Annotated in this window: 16 protein-coding genes and 2 tRNA genes; 6 read left to right on the top strand and 12 right to left on the bottom strand. The window is 32.1% G+C overall.

Annotation, left to right across the window (positions count from 1 at the left end; translation table 11 throughout):
* Positions 1 to 87: 87 nt before the first annotated feature.
* From menB to FYJ81_RS03920, 4 genes are read right to left on the bottom strand one after another with little or no spacing between them, the layout of a single operon-like run.
* Positions 88 to 906: a 1,4-dihydroxy-2-naphthoyl-CoA synthase gene (menB, locus tag FYJ81_RS03905; protein ID WP_107384696.1), complete on the bottom strand. Its 819-nt coding sequence runs from the start codon at positions 904 to 906 to the stop codon at positions 88 to 90.
* Positions 899 to 1,708 (bottom strand): 2-succinyl-6-hydroxy-2,4-cyclohexadiene-1-carboxylate synthase, encoded by an 810-nt coding sequence (menH, locus tag FYJ81_RS03910; RefSeq protein WP_107384697.1) that lies wholly within the window; start codon positions 1,706 to 1,708, stop codon positions 899 to 901. The genes menB and menH overlap by 8 nt, the downstream gene beginning before the upstream one ends.
* Positions 1,695 to 3,377 (bottom strand): 2-succinyl-5-enolpyruvyl-6-hydroxy-3-cyclohexene-1-carboxylic-acid synthase, encoded by a 1,683-nt coding sequence (gene menD / locus FYJ81_RS03915; protein ID WP_107384698.1) that lies wholly within the window; start codon positions 3,375 to 3,377, stop codon positions 1,695 to 1,697. The genes menH and menD overlap by 14 nt, the downstream gene beginning before the upstream one ends.
* Complete coding sequence (locus FYJ81_RS03920) at positions 3,370 to 4,722, bottom strand: isochorismate synthase (RefSeq protein WP_107384699.1); 1,353 nt, start codon at positions 4,720 to 4,722, stop codon at positions 3,370 to 3,372. Before FYJ81_RS03920 ends, menD begins: the two co-directional genes overlap by 8 nt.
* Positions 4,723 to 4,912: 190 nt before the next feature.
* On the opposite strand from FYJ81_RS03920, the gene FYJ81_RS03925 reads away from it, so the two are divergent.
* Positions 4,913 to 5,851 (top strand): 1,4-dihydroxy-2-naphthoate polyprenyltransferase, encoded by a 939-nt coding sequence (locus FYJ81_RS03925; RefSeq protein WP_107384700.1) that lies wholly within the window; start codon positions 4,913 to 4,915, stop codon positions 5,849 to 5,851.
* Between the two features lie 88 nt (positions 5,852 to 5,939).
* Here FYJ81_RS03925 and FYJ81_RS03930 read toward each other — a convergent pair whose 3' ends face one another.
* Entirely contained in the window at positions 5,940 to 6,491 is a 552-nt protein-coding gene (locus tag FYJ81_RS03930; protein WP_107384701.1) for a GNAT family N-acetyltransferase, read from the bottom strand.
* A gap of 176 nt (positions 6,492 to 6,667) precedes the next feature.
* On the opposite strand from FYJ81_RS03930, the gene FYJ81_RS03935 reads away from it, so the two are divergent.
* Complete coding sequence (locus FYJ81_RS03935) at positions 6,668 to 6,880, top strand: TM2 domain-containing protein (protein ID WP_107504744.1); 213 nt, start codon at positions 6,668 to 6,670, stop codon at positions 6,878 to 6,880.
* 106 nt (positions 6,881 to 6,986) lie between these two features.
* Positions 6,987 to 7,076: an SAR1012 family small protein gene (locus tag FYJ81_RS13315; RefSeq protein WP_019469096.1), complete on the top strand. Its 90-nt coding sequence runs from the start codon at positions 6,987 to 6,989 to the stop codon at positions 7,074 to 7,076.
* Between the two features lie 178 nt (positions 7,077 to 7,254).
* Here the strand turns inward: FYJ81_RS13315 and FYJ81_RS03940 are convergent.
* The 3 genes from FYJ81_RS03940 to FYJ81_RS03950 all read right to left on the bottom strand — a co-directional run bounded on the left by FYJ81_RS03940 (position 7,255) and on the right by FYJ81_RS03950 (position 8,137).
* Positions 7,255 to 7,343, bottom strand: a tRNA-Ser gene (locus FYJ81_RS03940).
* Positions 7,344 to 7,345: 2 nt separating this feature from the next.
* Positions 7,346 to 7,420, bottom strand: a tRNA-Asn gene (locus tag FYJ81_RS03945).
* Positions 7,421 to 7,573: 153 nt separating this feature from the next.
* Positions 7,574 to 8,137: a competence protein ComK gene (locus tag FYJ81_RS03950; protein WP_107384866.1), complete on the bottom strand. Its 564-nt coding sequence runs from the start codon at positions 8,135 to 8,137 to the stop codon at positions 7,574 to 7,576.
* A gap of 251 nt (positions 8,138 to 8,388) precedes the next feature.
* Here FYJ81_RS03950 and FYJ81_RS03955 point away from each other — a divergent pair, with 251 nt between their 5' ends.
* Positions 8,389 to 8,607: an IDEAL domain-containing protein gene (locus tag FYJ81_RS03955; protein ID WP_019469091.1), complete on the top strand. Its 219-nt coding sequence runs from the start codon at positions 8,389 to 8,391 to the stop codon at positions 8,605 to 8,607.
* Between the two features lie 78 nt (positions 8,608 to 8,685).
* On the opposite strand, the gene FYJ81_RS03960 is transcribed toward FYJ81_RS03955, so the two are convergent.
* Positions 8,686 to 9,675: a lipoate--protein ligase gene (locus tag FYJ81_RS03960; RefSeq protein WP_019469090.1), complete on the bottom strand. Its 990-nt coding sequence runs from the start codon at positions 9,673 to 9,675 to the stop codon at positions 8,686 to 8,688.
* A 197-nt stretch (positions 9,676 to 9,872) separates the two neighbouring features.
* Here FYJ81_RS03960 and FYJ81_RS03965 point away from each other — a divergent pair, with 197 nt between their 5' ends.
* Both FYJ81_RS03965 and FYJ81_RS03970 read left to right on the top strand, forming a co-directional pair.
* The gene (locus FYJ81_RS03965; protein ID WP_002508073.1) at positions 9,873 to 10,058 is read left to right on the top strand and encodes a YkvS family protein; all 186 of its coding nucleotides are present in this window, start codon (positions 9,873 to 9,875) and stop codon (positions 10,056 to 10,058) included.
* 5 nt (positions 10,059 to 10,063) lie between these two features.
* Complete coding sequence (locus FYJ81_RS03970) at positions 10,064 to 10,666, top strand: CPBP family glutamic-type intramembrane protease (RefSeq protein WP_107384867.1); 603 nt, start codon at positions 10,064 to 10,066, stop codon at positions 10,664 to 10,666.
* Between the two features lie 209 nt (positions 10,667 to 10,875).
* Here FYJ81_RS03970 and FYJ81_RS03975 read toward each other — a convergent pair whose 3' ends face one another.
* The 3 genes from FYJ81_RS03975 to FYJ81_RS03985 form a co-directional block, all read right to left on the bottom strand.
* Positions 10,876 to 12,384, bottom strand: a complete 1,509-nt coding sequence (locus FYJ81_RS03975) for a bifunctional metallophosphatase/5'-nucleotidase (protein WP_154409325.1) — start codon at positions 12,382 to 12,384, stop codon at positions 10,876 to 10,878.
* 184 nt (positions 12,385 to 12,568) lie between these two features.
* A complete protein-coding gene (locus FYJ81_RS03980) occupies positions 12,569 to 13,927 on the bottom strand; it encodes a TrkH family potassium uptake protein (protein ID WP_154409326.1) in 1,359 nt (452 codons plus the stop codon).
* Between the two features lie 18 nt (positions 13,928 to 13,945).
* Positions 13,946 to 15,688, bottom strand: coding sequence for a S1C family serine protease (locus FYJ81_RS03985; RefSeq protein WP_192942984.1), 1,743 nt, complete (start codon positions 15,686 to 15,688; stop codon positions 13,946 to 13,948).
* Positions 15,689 to 15,873: the final 185 nt, after the last annotated feature.

The raw sequence follows: 15,873 nt of genomic DNA on the forward strand, positions 1-15,873 counted from the left end.
GAAATTAACGATTTTTTTTAGCTTAGCCTCATAACTTATAGTCACAACACACTAATTTATTAATGTATTGCTTTTAAGCAATTTTGCTTACGGGAATTTAGGGAATTGATCAAAATCAGGGTTACGTTTTTCCTTAAACGCATCTCTACCTTCTTTAGCTTCATCAGTTGTATAATACAATAGCGTAGCATCGCCCGCCATTTGTTGTAATCCTGCTAATCCGTCAGTATCAGCATTCATTGCCGCTTTTAAGAATCTTAATGCTGTTGGAGAATGTTGCATGATTTCTTCACACCATTTTACTGTTTCATCCTCTATATCAGCTAAAGGTACAACGGTATTTACTAAGCCCATATCTAAAGCTTCTTGTGCATTATATTGACGGCATAAATACCAAATTTCACGTGCTTTTTTATGTCCTACAATGCGAGCTAAATATCCTGAACCATAACCAGCATCAAATGATCCTACTTTTGGTCCTGTTTGACCAAATATTGCATTATCTGCGGCGATTGTTAAGTCACACACAACATTCAAGACATTTCCTCCACCGATGGCATATCCTCTAACCATCGCAATTACTGGTTTTGGAATAATACGTATAAGTCTTTGTAAATCCAACACATTAAGACGCGGAATTTGGTCATCACCAACATAACCACCATGGCCACGTACTTTTTGGTCTCCACCTGAACAGAATGCCTTTTCACCTTCACCTGTTAAGACAATAACTGAAATACGTTGATCATCTCTAGCTCTTGTAAAAGCATCTATCATTTCTTGTACAGTATTTGGTGTAAATGCATTACGAACTTCAGGTCTATTGATAGTTACTTTTGCTATACCATTATAAAATTCGTACTTAATCTCTTTATATTCTTTAATTGTTTCCCATTGTCTAGTCATTTTGCTCCTCCTTAAAAATAAAACCTAACACTATTTTATCAAATTCTGTCATTTCTTCCACATGTACAGTATGACCACTACCATCAACTTCATATAAGCTCGTTTCTGGTATTAAATCGCACATATTATAAGCAGTTTTTATAAATTTTTCATCTAAACTTCCTACAATTATACACGTTGGAACTGTAATGTTTGCTATTTCGGGCCATAAATTGGGCATATGGCCTGTGCCATAGTCTCTTAAAGCTTTTGCTAATCGTATAGGGTTTTGTTGCAATCGCATTCGACGAATTTTTTGTTTTATTTCTGTACTTAAACCATACTGACTTTGAAATAAAGGTAATTTTTCCCAATCATTTACAAAAACTTCTAATCCAGCTATTTCTAAAACTTTTGCACGCGCTTGATCAATTTGTATTCTTTCTATGCGATCGTCTTCATCTGCAATACCTGGAGAACTACTTTCCAATATTAAACCATCTAAGTGATGTTTTCCATGGAGTACGTAATATAAAGCAATTCTACCACCCATAGAATAACCATGTAAAAAAATACGATATGATGACTTAAATGAAGTTAATGTATCATCTAATGATTCGCAAATAAATTCAAAATTCCAAGTATGATTTTCACTTGATTGATCAAGCCCATGACCTGGCAAGTCAATAGTTAATACATTTATTTCATCTGTGAACGTTTTGATATGTTCATCAAATGTCGATTGATCACTTATAAATCCATGCAATAATACGAGCAAATCTTTTGAGTTATTTGTAGTTTGATGAAATTTATAATGTAACATCGATAATATCACTCAATTTCGTATAGAGATTTTGGTGTTGATTTAAATTCTCATCACGGTTTGTAATGATTTCATATATATGCGCACCAAGTTTTGATAGCTCAGCATATTTAAAAGTCTCAATTGTTTCAAAACATCTGTAAGAGAAATCATAAAGTAATGCAGCATGTTCAAAGTTTAATCCTGTCGGTGTACCAAAAAGTCTTTCAAAATAAATATCAGCTGACGACTTTTGTGGTAGAAAGGAAAAAATTCCGCCACCATCATTATTTAAGAGTATGATATTTAAGTTGATATTATTTAATTTTGACATGAGCAGACCATTCATATCATGATAGAATGCTAAATCACCTATTAATAATGTTACGCGTTTATGTGCCGCCATTCCTATCGCAGTAGAAATAACACCATCTATGCCATTAGCTCCTCTATTAGCATAAACCTCTGCTTCACAATCTACAAATAAATTATCGACATCACGGATTGGCATACTATTGCTAACAAACAGCGCATCTTCTTTCGTTAATTTATCTAATACATTCGCTACAAAAGCTGATTCATCTGTAGCAGTTCTCAAATAGTCTTTGATTTGAATATGTGCTTGTTTTTCTAATGATTGCCATTTTTCTAACCAATTTTTACGTTCTACAGTAGGAATTTCAGAAAGTTGTCTAAAGAAATCATTGGCCGACATTTCGTAAGATACATGTGGTACCTTTGGAAATGCATCTGGTTGATCATTATTTTGCACTAATATTTGAAAAGCTTCTGTGGCTTTTAACCATTGATTTACTTTTTTAGAAATCACTGGTTTACCTACGCGAATAATAAAATCAGCATTTATAGATAACCCCGATCTATACAATAAATCATAAGTTGTCACTACATTAGGATGATGTTCTTTACGTAATTGGCTCAAAGGATCTGCTAATATAGGCATGTCATGGATCGTCGCAAAAGTAAGTATTTGATCGACATCTTGATGTTGCATATCACCTACAACAATTAGTCCTTTGCGTTTTTGCATAATCGCTTTGATTTCATTCAAACTTGCTGTCTTTTGATAATGTGGCAATATCTTACTATCTGAACTTAACCATTCTACTTTTTCTAAGTTCGGAGTTAAAGGCTCCCTAAATGGTAAATTCAAATGTATTGGCCCACGATGTGGTCCATAAAAATATTGACTTGCTTTTTGCATTTGAAAATTTATAGTGTCTAACAAATAATCTTGTTCTTCATCAGCATCCGCTATTGGAAAATCAAATTGATATTGAACATAGTTCTCAAACATATTTGTTTGATTTATCGCTTGAGGTGCACCTATTTCCCTTAATTCATGTGGTCTATCACTCGTCAAAACGACCAATGGTAAATGACTTAAATTACTTTCTGCAATCGCAGGTGTATAATTGGCAGCCGCAGTACCTGATGTACATAAAATTGCAACTGGTCTTTCACTGCCTTTCATTAATCCCATTGCAAAAAAAGCAGCACTACGTTCATCTGGATGAATCCAAGATTTTAGTTTAGGATGTGCCTCTATAGCAATAGCTAAAGGCGTTGAACGTGAACCAGGGCTTATTACTACTTCTCTTATGCCATATGCATATAGTTCTGAGACTAATGTAAAAACTTGTTTTGTTAAAGCGTCTGTGTAATTATTCATATTTCTCTACTCCTAAAGCTTTCATCATCGGATTGAATTTAACAGCAGTTTCTTCTACTTCACTATCAGCATCAGAATTTTGTACAATACCGCACCCAGCAAACAAAGTAGCTTGATTCTTTTTAATTAACATAGATCGAATCGCTACGATAAACTCACAGTTATCATACATATCAATATAACCTACTGGAGCGCCATATAGACCTCGAGTACCAAACTCATTGTTTTCAATATAAGAAATAGCTTCTTCTTTAGGATAACCACCTAATGCTGGTGTAGGATGAAGATTATCCAATAATCCAATATATGAATTCTGGATTAAATGCCCTTCAATTTTTGTATATAAATGGTATAAATGATCGTTCGTTAAAATTTGTGGTTTTTTATTAAATTTTATTTGCTCTACATAAGGCTTGATATCATTTAATATACTTTTCACAACAAAATGATGTTCATTTAAATTCTTTTTATCATTTAAAAATGCATCAATGTTTGCCTTATCTATGTCATCTCGATGTGTTCTTTTAATCGTACCAGCAACTGCTTTAGTTGATAGCACATCATCTTTTACTTCCATTAATTGCTCAGGGGTCTGAGAGAAAAAGACACTGTCCTTTGATTCAAGCACAAATAAATAGCTATTGTGTTCACCTTGCATTGCCCTATTTAATATATATGGAATGTTAATGTTTTTATCAAACATAATAAGTCTTTTTCTTGCAAGTACAATTTTTTTATTTTCATCTAAAATATCAATTGTATCTTTAACTAGGTCACGCCATTCGTCTTTATAGATATCGTCAATTCTTTTTATTTCCCCTATCTCATCACTAGGTTGAACGTCCTTTTGCGTAAGTTTGTCAATAATTGCTAAGAAAGCATCCATCTCAAACTTATCAGCTTCGACAGTATACGTTATAAAAGATTGTCCCTCTTCCATCGTGACGAGTACTTCAGGCAAGACAAAATGATTAATACCAAACTCACGCCATTCATCACCTGATTTGTGTGTTGAAAATTGGAAACCGCCACAGATTTTCAAATGATGTTTTTCAGAATTTGGATGTATTAACTCAATATCATTTTTATACTTTTCCCACTCACGAAAAATAGATTGTTTATTTTCAAAATCGTTTTTAAATCTCGTAATAGCATGATAGCCAAAGAATGAAGTTTCGTTGTCATTTTTCTTGAAATAAAAACGGTCTCCTGCACAATCTTCGGTTAAATGAAATAATAATGTAGGTTCTAATTCATAATCTAATTTTGCTTCTACAGAAACCCAAGTTTGGTTACTTTCGTACACCGCTTCGACAATTTCACTTTCCTTGACATCTAAAGTCATCTATTTCACTTCTTTCATTTCATTATCTGTTTACACTCATTATAATATTGTACCACTTTTCACAATCTGTGTACGTTTTTCAGCTTATTTCATGTAGACATTTTTTACGTAAGTTGACCTTTATAACTTCTTCTATTAAAATTAATTTGATAAAAATTAATTATATTAAAAGAATTCGAGGTAAATTATTATGGCATCTCAATACCAACAATATTCAACAGTCAGAAAATACTGGCATCTAATGCGGCCACACACTTTGACTGCTGCAGTAGTTCCAGTTTTAGTAGGTACTGCAACTGCAAAAATATTCCTCCTAGGTAGTGAAGATCATCTAAAGCTTAGCTTATTCGTAGCTATGTTAGTCGCTTGTTTACTTATCCAAGCAGCTACTAACATGTTTAACGAATACTATGATTTTAAAAAAGGTTTAGATGACCATACTTCAGTAGGTATCGGTGGCGCAATTGTGCGTAATGGCATGAGTCCAAAATTAGTCATGAACTTAGCCATAACGTTCTATATTATCGCAGCAATATTAGGCATATTTATCGCTTCCCAAAGTTCATTCTGGTTACTACCGATTGGGTTAGTATGCATGGCCGTAGGTTACTTATATACGGGTGGACCATTCCCTATTTCTTGGACGCCTTTTGGTGAACTATTCTCCGGAATTTTTATGGGCATGATCATTATTTTAATTGCTTTCTTTATCCAAACTGGTAATTTACAAAGTTTAGCAGTATGGATTAGTATTCCAATCGTAATTACAATTGGACTTATCAATATGGGCAATAATATCAGAGATTGGGCAAAAGATAAGGCAAGCGGTCGAAAAACATTACCCATTTTATTAGGAAAAAATAATGCTGTACGCTTTTTAGCATTGATGTATATCGTTGCTTATTTACTCGTTATCTACATCACTTTCTTTAAACCTGGTGGTTCAATTTTCTTCTTGCTAGCCTTATTGTCATTCCCAATGCCAATCAAAGCAGTTAGAAGATTTAAAAAGAACGACACACCTGAAACAATGATGCCTGCAATGGCTGCTACAGGAAAAACTAATACTTTCTTTGGTTTCCTTTATGCATTAGGTATCTATATAAGTGCCCTATTAGGTGGTATTTAATAACAACTAATTTTAAGCTTTATGCTTATATATACAAAATCGTTCTTCATTCATTTGATGAACGATTTTTATTTTTAACAAATATACGCTAAATATGTACTAAGTGGTAATGCATATGACCATATAAATCAAATTCGCTCGTAATTTCAAAACCTAATTTTTCATAGACGCGTAATGCTGTAAGATTATCTATATCACAATTTAAACTCCATTTTTCATCTGGGTAGTTCGCAATGACATGTTTGATCAATTTCGTTGCTACACCATTCCCACGGTAATGAGGAAATGTTGCTACAGTTTCAATATACCATTCATCATCATTAGCCTCTTTCATAGGCATAGGTGTACCATAGGATTTTATATCTGCTTCTAAATCCATGTCTAGCCACGCTTGTTCCAGTTCTAATTCCTTATTGCCTGGATATGCAATTAAACATCCTGCTACATTGCCATCAATTTCATACACCCATACATTACTAATATGCCCTCTATATTTTACATCTACCATACTTTGTTCCATTATTTTTAGCAAACGAAACTTTTCGACTTCTTTTACCATATCGATGTCTAATTGACTCCAAATGAGATAACATAATTCTGCAATATCTTTTTTGTCACTAGGTTTAGCTTTTCTAATCATTTTATTTCTCCTTTATTTATAGCAATTATTAATTCTATTATATATGAATCAAATTAAAATTTCGATGTAATAACAACTTTATAACTCAAATTTTGTAACATTGTTTTGTTTGTTCAATTCCACTATTTAAGAGATAATTAAAATAAGAATCTAGATAACGAAAGGACATTATACACATGAAAGTAAACAAAGTCATTTACGTCGTGCTTGCATTTCTTTTAGGATGGTGTGGCATCCACAAATTTTACTCAAACCAATTACTACAAGGCATTATTCACTTAATATTTTTCTGGACTGGTATTCCCTATATTATTGCTATCATTAGTGGTATCTTAACAATTTTCTTTAACAAAGCAGATGAAAACGGGCTCATCACTTTCGAAAAATAGTTTTAAACTACCGCATAAAAATTTCATATATTTTCATTACTCTGATAATAAATGGGTAAAGGTATGTATGAAGCATGTATGAGTTTCGATGAGGAGGTAAAAGTTTATGAATATTATAAAACGTGTTTTTAGAACACTGATTGTCGGTTATATTGTAAGAGGAATTAGAAATTTAATTAGTAAAAAAACAAAATAAAGTTTGCACATAAAATATAAGAAAATTAAAGTCCCACTATCTCAATTAAATGAGTTAGTGGGACTTATGCATAATAAGATTGGCTTTTATTTATTTTTAACAAAATAAAAAGAACGCTGATATATCAACGTCCTTCTTGTATCCAAAATATTCATTTGGATATACTCTTATGTTTTTACGGAAACGGAGGGATTCGAACCCTCGCGCCGCTCTCGCGACCTACACCCTTAGCAGGGGCGCCTCTTCAGCCAACTTGAGTACGTTTCCAATGGCTCCACAGGTAGGACTCGAACCTACGACCGATCGGTTAACAGCCGATAGCTCTACCACTGAGCTACTGTGGATAAATAGTATCTCTAATCAAGCACAAATATTATTATATCAATTAATAACAAATTTTCAAGTCATATCACAAAAAAATATGCAGAACATTTACACTAAATTAATATAATATTCCGCATATTCTACTTTTACATTAATATTTTTAATAAACTTTACTATTTACTTTCAAATAAAGAATATTTAGCGAGTGCTTCATATATATTTAATTGAGGTTTTGTGTAATCTATGGGAGACTCTGGATCAAAAGTGGCAACTCTTGCTGCTCTATCCATCATATAATAATAATAAATGCCATTTAAATATTGATGTTGCATGCTATGAGCTGAGATATTCACAACGATAGATTGATTATCAACAAAGTTCACTCTACATTTTTTATCTTTTAGTGATCTAATACTTTGAACATAATGGATATTGATCCATGTATTTTGTGTTTTTCTATCAGAATGTGTCGGGAAAAAATAAGTGGGAAATAATGGAGTAAATAAAATTGGGGGCTTGCTACTAATGCCTGTAATACGAATTGTGTCCTCTTTTTTAAAAACATAGCTACTACCATAAAATCTACAAGAACGATCAATGATTTTGTGGGTGCGTTCTTTTATCGTACTTTCGTCTTCTTTATATCTTAGTACTCGTGTACCTTCATATTGGCCAACAGGCAAATGGCACGGTTGTAATGTCATATCACCTTTTTTAATAATATACGGTTGTATCATAGTTGTAACCTCCTTGCAGTTTTGGTGATACTCAAATAATATACTATCATCATTTTAAAATCAACTTATATTATAAAATAATTTCTATATATTCTACAATTAAATTTTAGTTGCGAATCTTTTTCTATTTTTTAATTATTGAAAGTTTCGTTTTACACTTATTTTTTCGGAAAAGTCAGAATATTCGTTGATTTAAAAATCAAAACCTTGTATAATATATTTTAAATATAGATAGAGGGGTTGTGTTGACAATGAAACATAATACACATGTAAAATACAATACTTTAGAGTCTTTTGTATCTACAATTAATGACTTAGGTATTGAATTAATTATTGATGAATCATTAAGGAATGTACGTAAACAACAACTAGAAAATCTCATCGATCATGCGCTTAAAAATAAAAACGAGAATGATTTCAAACGTTATACAGAAGAATACAAAAATTTGGAGGCATATCTCGTTGGTTAATTTAGTCATAATTTATTTAAAATAAGGTCTATTCACTAATTAATTATAGTTAGCGAATAGACCTTTTATATTGTTTATTTAAGACATTAACCTGATTAACTCATATCTATCAATATCTCCAAAGTAATGATAAATATCATAATCTGCTAAAGCTTCTTCTATACTATCAAAGTCATGCAATGTACCTTCCAATGCATGTTCTAATTCAGTAACGTCTCCTACGCCAAAGAAGTCACCGAAAATTTTAGCATGTTCAATTCTTCCCTTTTTAACATCCAATTTAATTTGAACAAAACCTTTTTCAAATTTTTCTTCTCGTTCAAAATTATATTTAGGATTTCTACCGTAATTCCATTCCCAAGTTCGATATTTTTCATTACTCAATTGCTCTATGTTGGCCCAATCCTCGTCTGAAAGTTTATATTCTTCAACTTGTGTCGCCTCACCAAATATTGTTTTTAAAATAATTTCTTTAAAAGTATCAATATCTAATGGTTCAGTTAAAAATTCTGAGATGTTTGCCACCCTACTTCTCACAGATTTAATGCCTTTTGATTTGATTTTTGCAGGGTTCACACGCAAAGCATTTTGAACTTCATTTAATTCACTATTTAGCATTAAAGTTCCATGGCTAAACATTCTGTCTTTTACTTTGACCATCGCATTGCCTGAAATCTTGGCTTTACCGACTTGAATATCGTTACGACCACTCATTTCAGCATCTAAGCCAAGTGATTTCAATGCTTCTACAATAGGTTCAGTGAACTTTTTAAAATTGTGAAAACTATTGCCATCATCATCTGTTATAAAACTAAAATTAAGGTTCCCTGTATCATGATATACGGCACCGCCGCCAGAAATACGTCTGACTACATCTATACCATGTTCATCAATATAAGGTTGATTAACCTCTTCAATCGTATTCTGGTTTTTACCAATAATAATTGAAGGACGATTGACATAAAATAGAAAATAACTATCGTCATTCGGCATGTGTTTTAAAACATATTCTTCCATTGCCAAATTTAAAGTTGGATCGGTAATATCATTATTACTAATAAATTTCATTTACTGCACTCCTTTTCCTTTTATTGCCCTTACCTTATTTATGCAATATTTTTGTTAAAAAAGCCAATCATTTAACTGATTTATACTAATTTTTCTAAAAAAAGAATGATAACTGTATATTTAAAGGTTATTTGTTTATTTGTCTGTAGTTTTTTTGTATAATACTATCTAGTTAGCATTTCTAGGGAGGATTCAATATGACTGTTGCAGAAGTCGGAAATATAGTGGAATTTTATGACGGTTTAAAAGGCCGCGTAGAAAAAATTAATGATAACTCTGTAATTGTAGATTTAACAATTATGGAAAACTTCAATGATCTAGACCTGCCTGAAAAAACTGTCATCAATCACAAACGATATACAATCGTCGAACAAGAAGGATAGTTTATATGAATAGAATTTCAAACGCTTTAATCTGGTTTATTGTAAGTTTTATCGTATTTCACATTATTTTATATATAATGTGGGGTGAAAAGCAAGAATACTGGTACCTTTATACTGGTATCATGCTCATCGCAGGTATCAGTTATATCTTTTACCAAAGAGATATTGAATCAAAAAGATTATTAACATCTCTAGGGATAGGTATTATTACTGGTATCGTGCTCATTATTGTACAGCTTATTTTAGCGGTTATCTCATCAGATATTCAGTATACAGCACTGATTAAAGAGTTAACGCGAACAGGCGTATATTTTAAATGGCAAATGTTAGTTACATTATTATTTGTAATACCATGTCATGAACTCTATATGAGAACTGTATTGCAAAAAGAACTACTCAAATTAAACATTCCCATGTGGTTAAGTGTATTAATAACAGCAATTTGTTCTGCTTCTTTATTTTTCTATCTAGATAAAATGTGGATTGTTTTCTTTGTGTTTATCGTTCAAATTGTGCTTTCACTAAGCTATTATTATACGCGCAGAATTGCTACGACTGTAATAGCACAAATTGTTGCAGTTGTTATTCTATTAATTTTCCACGGTTAAATTGAAACGGAAACTCAGGCTTATGAATGATGTGAAAAAGGGTTAAGATATTAACCCTTTTATCCAAATTTTAAAAGAGATTAGCCATAAATGATCTCTGCACGAAAATAAACGCCAACTTCTATTGAAACAATGTAGAAATTGGCGTTTTCTTTGGTTTCGTGACATTTTTTATAGCTAATGATGACATTCAAACTTTATGTGTCATATCATATAATAACGTTAAATGTTTGTTTTTGTTCGATATGGTAATCATTATCTTTTAAATTTCTAGAAATTAATTCTACCATTGTAATTTCTCCAGTTTCATGTATAACAGCATTCTCTAAATATTGCTTGTAGTTTCTATAGCAGTAATCAGTCATGCTTACACGATACATGTGATCCAATTTAATATTTTCTAATGTTACACGGTGATAAGGTTCAGCATTCATATCTATGGTGTAATGAACACCTTGCCAAAATGTACATAAGGTTTCATCTACAATTGTTAAACTCAATGCGCCGTCACTAAATTCTATATGTGAATAGCAATATTCTAAAATATCGTGAATTTGTTGACCTTTCATTGTTAAATCAACAGGAACATCTGGATGAGGATAAGCATTGAATAAATCTTCATTTGTAATGATGCCTCTGAGTCCTTCTTCGCCACTCGTTGGTAAGTGCACACACGATATATCATAATCATAGGCTAACCGAATACTATCATGCAATAACTGTGTAAATGGATGTGGTTTTGTAATAACATCACTCAAACCATTTACCTCAGCTGATAAAGCATTTTCGTTAATGCTTTCTTCACTCCAATTACAAACTGTTTTTCTATCATAAAAAGTCAAATCTAATAATGCTTGGTCTTCTGGATAATGATTTAAATCTACGATTTTAGAATTGACATTTTCTAATTCATATGAATTTGTACGCTTTTTAAAGTTAATTTTCACATGAATAAGTTGTTCAGCATTTTGTCCAGCTTGTACATAAAGCGTTTGATCATCTCTACCAATGAATGTTTGATGTTGATGACCAGTGATTAATAAATCAATAACGCCTAAAGTTTGCATTATTTTTTCCGCTTCATTAACATTTTGTTCACGTTCATTTGATGTTTTATTTAGTTGATTAAGCCCACCATGGTATATAACAATTAAAAAGTCAGGCATTTCACTTTCGTGAATAAATCGAATCCAGCGTTTAGAAGAGCGCAATGTTTTTTCAATCCGTACATCATTTTCCATTTCAAAATGTTCACGCTCCATTAAACCATCTGAAGTTAAACCCACAATTGCGATTTTCACACCTTCAATTTCTTTAATTGTATATGGTGTAGAAAAATATGGTTCTTTCGTACGTTTATATTCAATATTTGCGGATAACCATGGGAACCTCGACAATGATACAGCCCTCGAAAAGAATGATAGTCCAAATTTAAATTCATTAGGACTAATACCACTTGCATCGTATTGCATGGCATTCATTAATTTTATCATTGGATGACGCTTATACGGTGCTACAACTGCATAATAAAATGCTGCTAACGAACCTGCTAAACTACCACCACTATCTAACAGAATAACGTGATCATTTGTTTCTCTAATACTTTTAACATAAGAGCCTGCTCTATAAATATTTGAATTATTTTCACCACTTTGAAAATAACTATGCATATCAGAAGTAGTAATAATGTCTATTGCGATCTTTTCACTTTTTTTCATTTGCCTCTCCCCTCATTAATCATAGTCTAACACGTTTCTAAAATAGCTTGAAATAATTATGAACATATATGATTTGCTATATATGTTCCCTTTATTTCAAAATTAAAAGCACCAGTACATCATTTGTTAGATATACTGGCGCCGTGGTCTCACAAATTATTAAGTTCAGATTTACTTTTGACAATCAACCAATTTGAACGCGTTCTTTAGGATAATGGAATTTATCTGGTTCTCTACGTCCACCAATCATAATGATAAAACTGATTAAGCCAACACGACCAATGAGCATCAATAACATTAAGACGCCTTTACTCATATCATTCACATCACCAGTAATACCCAACGACAATCCACATGTTCCAAATGCTGACATGACTTCGAAAAACGCTTGTAAAAATGATACCTTTCCATTTTCAACAACTAGTATAAAAATCATGCTCGTAAAAGTTAATATACTGGCCATGATAAATACAGCAAATGAACGTTGAACATCAGTAATGTGAATCTCACGATTAAATGCTTTGATAGATGTTTTCTCAGGTTGGTTACTAAAGTTTAAAAGGAATAATATTAAAATAGCAAATGTCGTTGTTCTAATACCACCACCTACTGAACTTGGAGATGAACCTATAAACATCAGTATACCCATAACGATATTCGTACCTTCACCAAATCCGCTTACATCAATAGTTTGAAGTCCCGCACTTCTAGTGGTTGCTGATTGAAACAATGCATAAAATAACGATTTATGCCAACTCATATTTTGAAAAGCTTGGTTATGTTCAAATAATAGAATAATTATCACACCAAAAATAAACAAACCAAAATATGTTACCGTTGTAATTTTTGCAAATAATGAAAATCTAAAATTAGGAATTCGATTTTTTATATATGCCTTCACTTCTATTAATACAGGAAAACCAATTGAACCTAACATAATTAAAAACATAACGATTGTTTGTACAAAATAATCATTTGCATAAGGTATAAGTGACTGTCCTGTTATATCAAGTCCACCATTTGTCGTCGCCGATACCGATACAAATAATCCTTGCATGATTGCATATTGTATATCCGGGGTATCTCTATAAAAATAAAATGCTAATAGTGATGCACCAACAAGTTCTATAATGATGATTGTTCGAACAACATCTAGAATCAATTTCACAGTGCCACTCATCGTATGTTTATTATTATCTAGCATAATCAATTGACGTTCGCGCATACCGATATGCTTACCTAAGACAACCCATAACATGGTTCCGATGGCCATAACACCAATCCCGCCCAAATTAAGTATCAGCATGATTATAACTTGACCAAAGGTTGTGTAAGTATCAATAATATTAACTGGCGTTAATCCTGTTACGCTGACACCAGACACTGCAACAAACAATGAATCAATTGGATCTACAGACACATTGGACTTATGAACAAAGGGCAAGTTCAGCATTAAAAATGCCACAATAATAGCCACGATATAATACATTACAATCCCTTGTTGAGGACTTGATTTTTTTAACAATTGGTTGAAAATAGACAACGTTTCTTCACCTCAACGTTACTTCAGTTTAATCTTAATATCCTTTTCTTTACCATCTCTATAGATTTTAGCTGGTAAAGTTTTTAAATCATCTTTATGATTAAAAATAATTTGTCTGTATCTAAGATTATCTTCTAATTCTTTACCATCTAATTCTACTATGACATCATTTTTTTGCAACCCAGATTTTTCACCTAATGAATCTTTTTTAACTTCACCTATAAATACGCCTTTTTTAACGTCTTCTGGTAAATTAATAGATTGCTTTGTAGCCTCATCAATATCTCCAATATTAGCAATCTTTACGCCAGTGTTAGGATATTTGACTTCACCTTTAGCTTCTAACTGCTTGGCAATATCTTCAGCGTCATTGACTGGTATAGCAAAGGCGATACCCTCAACATTATCCATATCTATTTTTAATGATGCTATGCCTACTAACTTACTATTTCTATCGATAACTGCACCACCTGAGTTACCTGGATTTACAGGTGCATCTATTTGAAAAGCACTCATTAATACATCATATTGATCATCTTTATTGATATCTACTGGTATGTGTCTATTCAAACCTGAAATAATACCATCAGATATACTTCCTTTAAAGTCTACACCTAAAGGATTTCCTACTACTATGATTGGTTCACCTAGTACTAAAGTACTGGAATCACCTATTTTAATCGGTTTCACTTTATTATCTGATTTTACTTTAGCCTTAACAACAGCGATATCTGAATATTTATCCGTTCCAATAACTTTACCAATAGAATAGTCATCATTACCATATGTAATCTTTTGCTCTTTTTTATCTCCAACCACATGTGCGTTGGTCATAATAAAAATAGAGTCGCCCACTTTTTTGTAGACGACACCTGAACCTAATTCATTTTCTTTACCTGCTTCTTGTGTCTCTTTTTCAGCAGAAGTTCTATCATCACTCGTATCATTTTCAACAGTTACTACGGAATGAATTGCACTGTTCGCACTTTTCATTGTTGTTGTATAAGTCTTATCTTTATTTTGATTATCATGAAAAACATGATCATTTGAAGTGCCATTTTCATCAACATTTTTGAATATAGCTTGTATGAGTGTCAGTAAAACAATAACTGCCACAACAATTAGAATTTTGGCCCAATGTTCAATAAAGAAAGCCTTAACTTTATCAAGTGTGTTAGTCGTATTTTGGTGCTTAGTTTCAGTATTAGAATTCGAATATTCCCTAGAACTTTTTTGTTGTGAAGTTTGCTCATCATTATTCAAATAATAATCAACTCTTGATTGTTGTGCATTTTCTGAATAAAAATTCTGTTCTTGTTCTTTTTTAGGTGGGACATGTTCTTCATTTGACGATGTACTGTTATTTTGAGTCTCGCTCTCAGTGTGTACTGATTTTGAATCTATTTTATTTTCTTCCTCCACCATATCATCGTTTTCATTATACGATTGATTGATATTATTTGCTGAAGTTGTTTCATTGTGCTGTGTGTCTTCTTGCGTATGTTTGGAATTCCGCGCTGCAGCAATTGCTTGTTGTTGCTGAATTTCTTCTTGTGTTAGCTTTTCAATACGTGCTTTTCTTAAATTTTCTTTCACACGTTCTTCATTATTTTTAGCAAGTATTTCAGCTTTTTCTTCACGCTGTTTTCTAGCTTTACGTTCTTGTTGCACACGTTGTTCTCGTTCCTCGTTATGAAAGTATTCACGTCGTTTACGTCCATACTTTACTTTTGGGATGACATGTTTTTTATTTTGCGTCACAGTAAGCCCCCCTATTCCTTTTGATTACAATTCTATTATGACATAACATATATAATTTTTCTGCTTTATTTTGTCATATAAAGTTAGCATACTACAGATTATAGTCTCTTTTAGTAAAAAATTCTAACTTTATCACATATAGAACAAAAAAGCCTGAGTCATAGATTTTATGACTCAGGCTTACA

The sequence above is a fragment of the Staphylococcus sp. McC-251-APC-3A2 genome, assembly GCF_009695665.1.
Classification (GTDB): Bacteria; Bacillota; Bacilli; order Staphylococcales; family Staphylococcaceae; genus Staphylococcus; species Staphylococcus cohnii.

Bases quoted from the DNA above. Each gene is read 5' to 3' on its own strand.
- menB (WP_107384696.1), bottom strand. From the start codon at position 906: ATGACTAGACAATGGGAAACAATTAAAGAATATAAAGAGATTAAGTAC.
- menH (WP_107384697.1), bottom strand. From the start codon at position 1,708: ATGTTACATTATAAATTTCATCAAACTACAAATAACTCAAAAGATTTG.
- menD (WP_107384698.1), bottom strand. From the start codon at position 3,377: ATGAATAATTACACAGACGCTTTAACAAAACAAGTTTTTACATTAGTC.
- FYJ81_RS03920 (WP_107384699.1), bottom strand. From the start codon at position 4,722: ATGACTTTAGATGTCAAGGAAAGTGAAATTGTCGAAGCGGTGTACGAA.
- FYJ81_RS03925 (WP_107384700.1), top strand. From the start codon at position 4,913: ATGGCATCTCAATACCAACAATATTCAACAGTCAGAAAATACTGGCAT.
- FYJ81_RS03930 (WP_107384701.1), bottom strand. From the start codon at position 6,491: ATGATTAGAAAAGCTAAACCTAGTGACAAAAAAGATATTGCAGAATTA.
- FYJ81_RS03935 (WP_107504744.1), top strand. From the start codon at position 6,668: ATGAAAGTAAACAAAGTCATTTACGTCGTGCTTGCATTTCTTTTAGGA.
- FYJ81_RS13315 (WP_019469096.1), top strand. From the start codon at position 6,987: ATGAATATTATAAAACGTGTTTTTAGAACACTGATTGTCGGTTATATT.
- FYJ81_RS03950 (WP_107384866.1), bottom strand. From the start codon at position 8,137: ATGATACAACCGTATATTATTAAAAAAGGTGATATGACATTACAACCG.
- FYJ81_RS03955 (WP_019469091.1), top strand. From the start codon at position 8,389: ATGAAACATAATACACATGTAAAATACAATACTTTAGAGTCTTTTGTA.
- FYJ81_RS03960 (WP_019469090.1), bottom strand. From the start codon at position 9,675: ATGAAATTTATTAGTAATAATGATATTACCGATCCAACTTTAAATTTG.
- FYJ81_RS03965 (WP_002508073.1), top strand. From the start codon at position 9,873: ATGACTGTTGCAGAAGTCGGAAATATAGTGGAATTTTATGACGGTTTA.
- FYJ81_RS03970 (WP_107384867.1), top strand. From the start codon at position 10,064: ATGAATAGAATTTCAAACGCTTTAATCTGGTTTATTGTAAGTTTTATC.
- FYJ81_RS03975 (WP_154409325.1), bottom strand. From the start codon at position 12,384: ATGAAAAAAAGTGAAAAGATCGCAATAGACATTATTACTACTTCTGAT.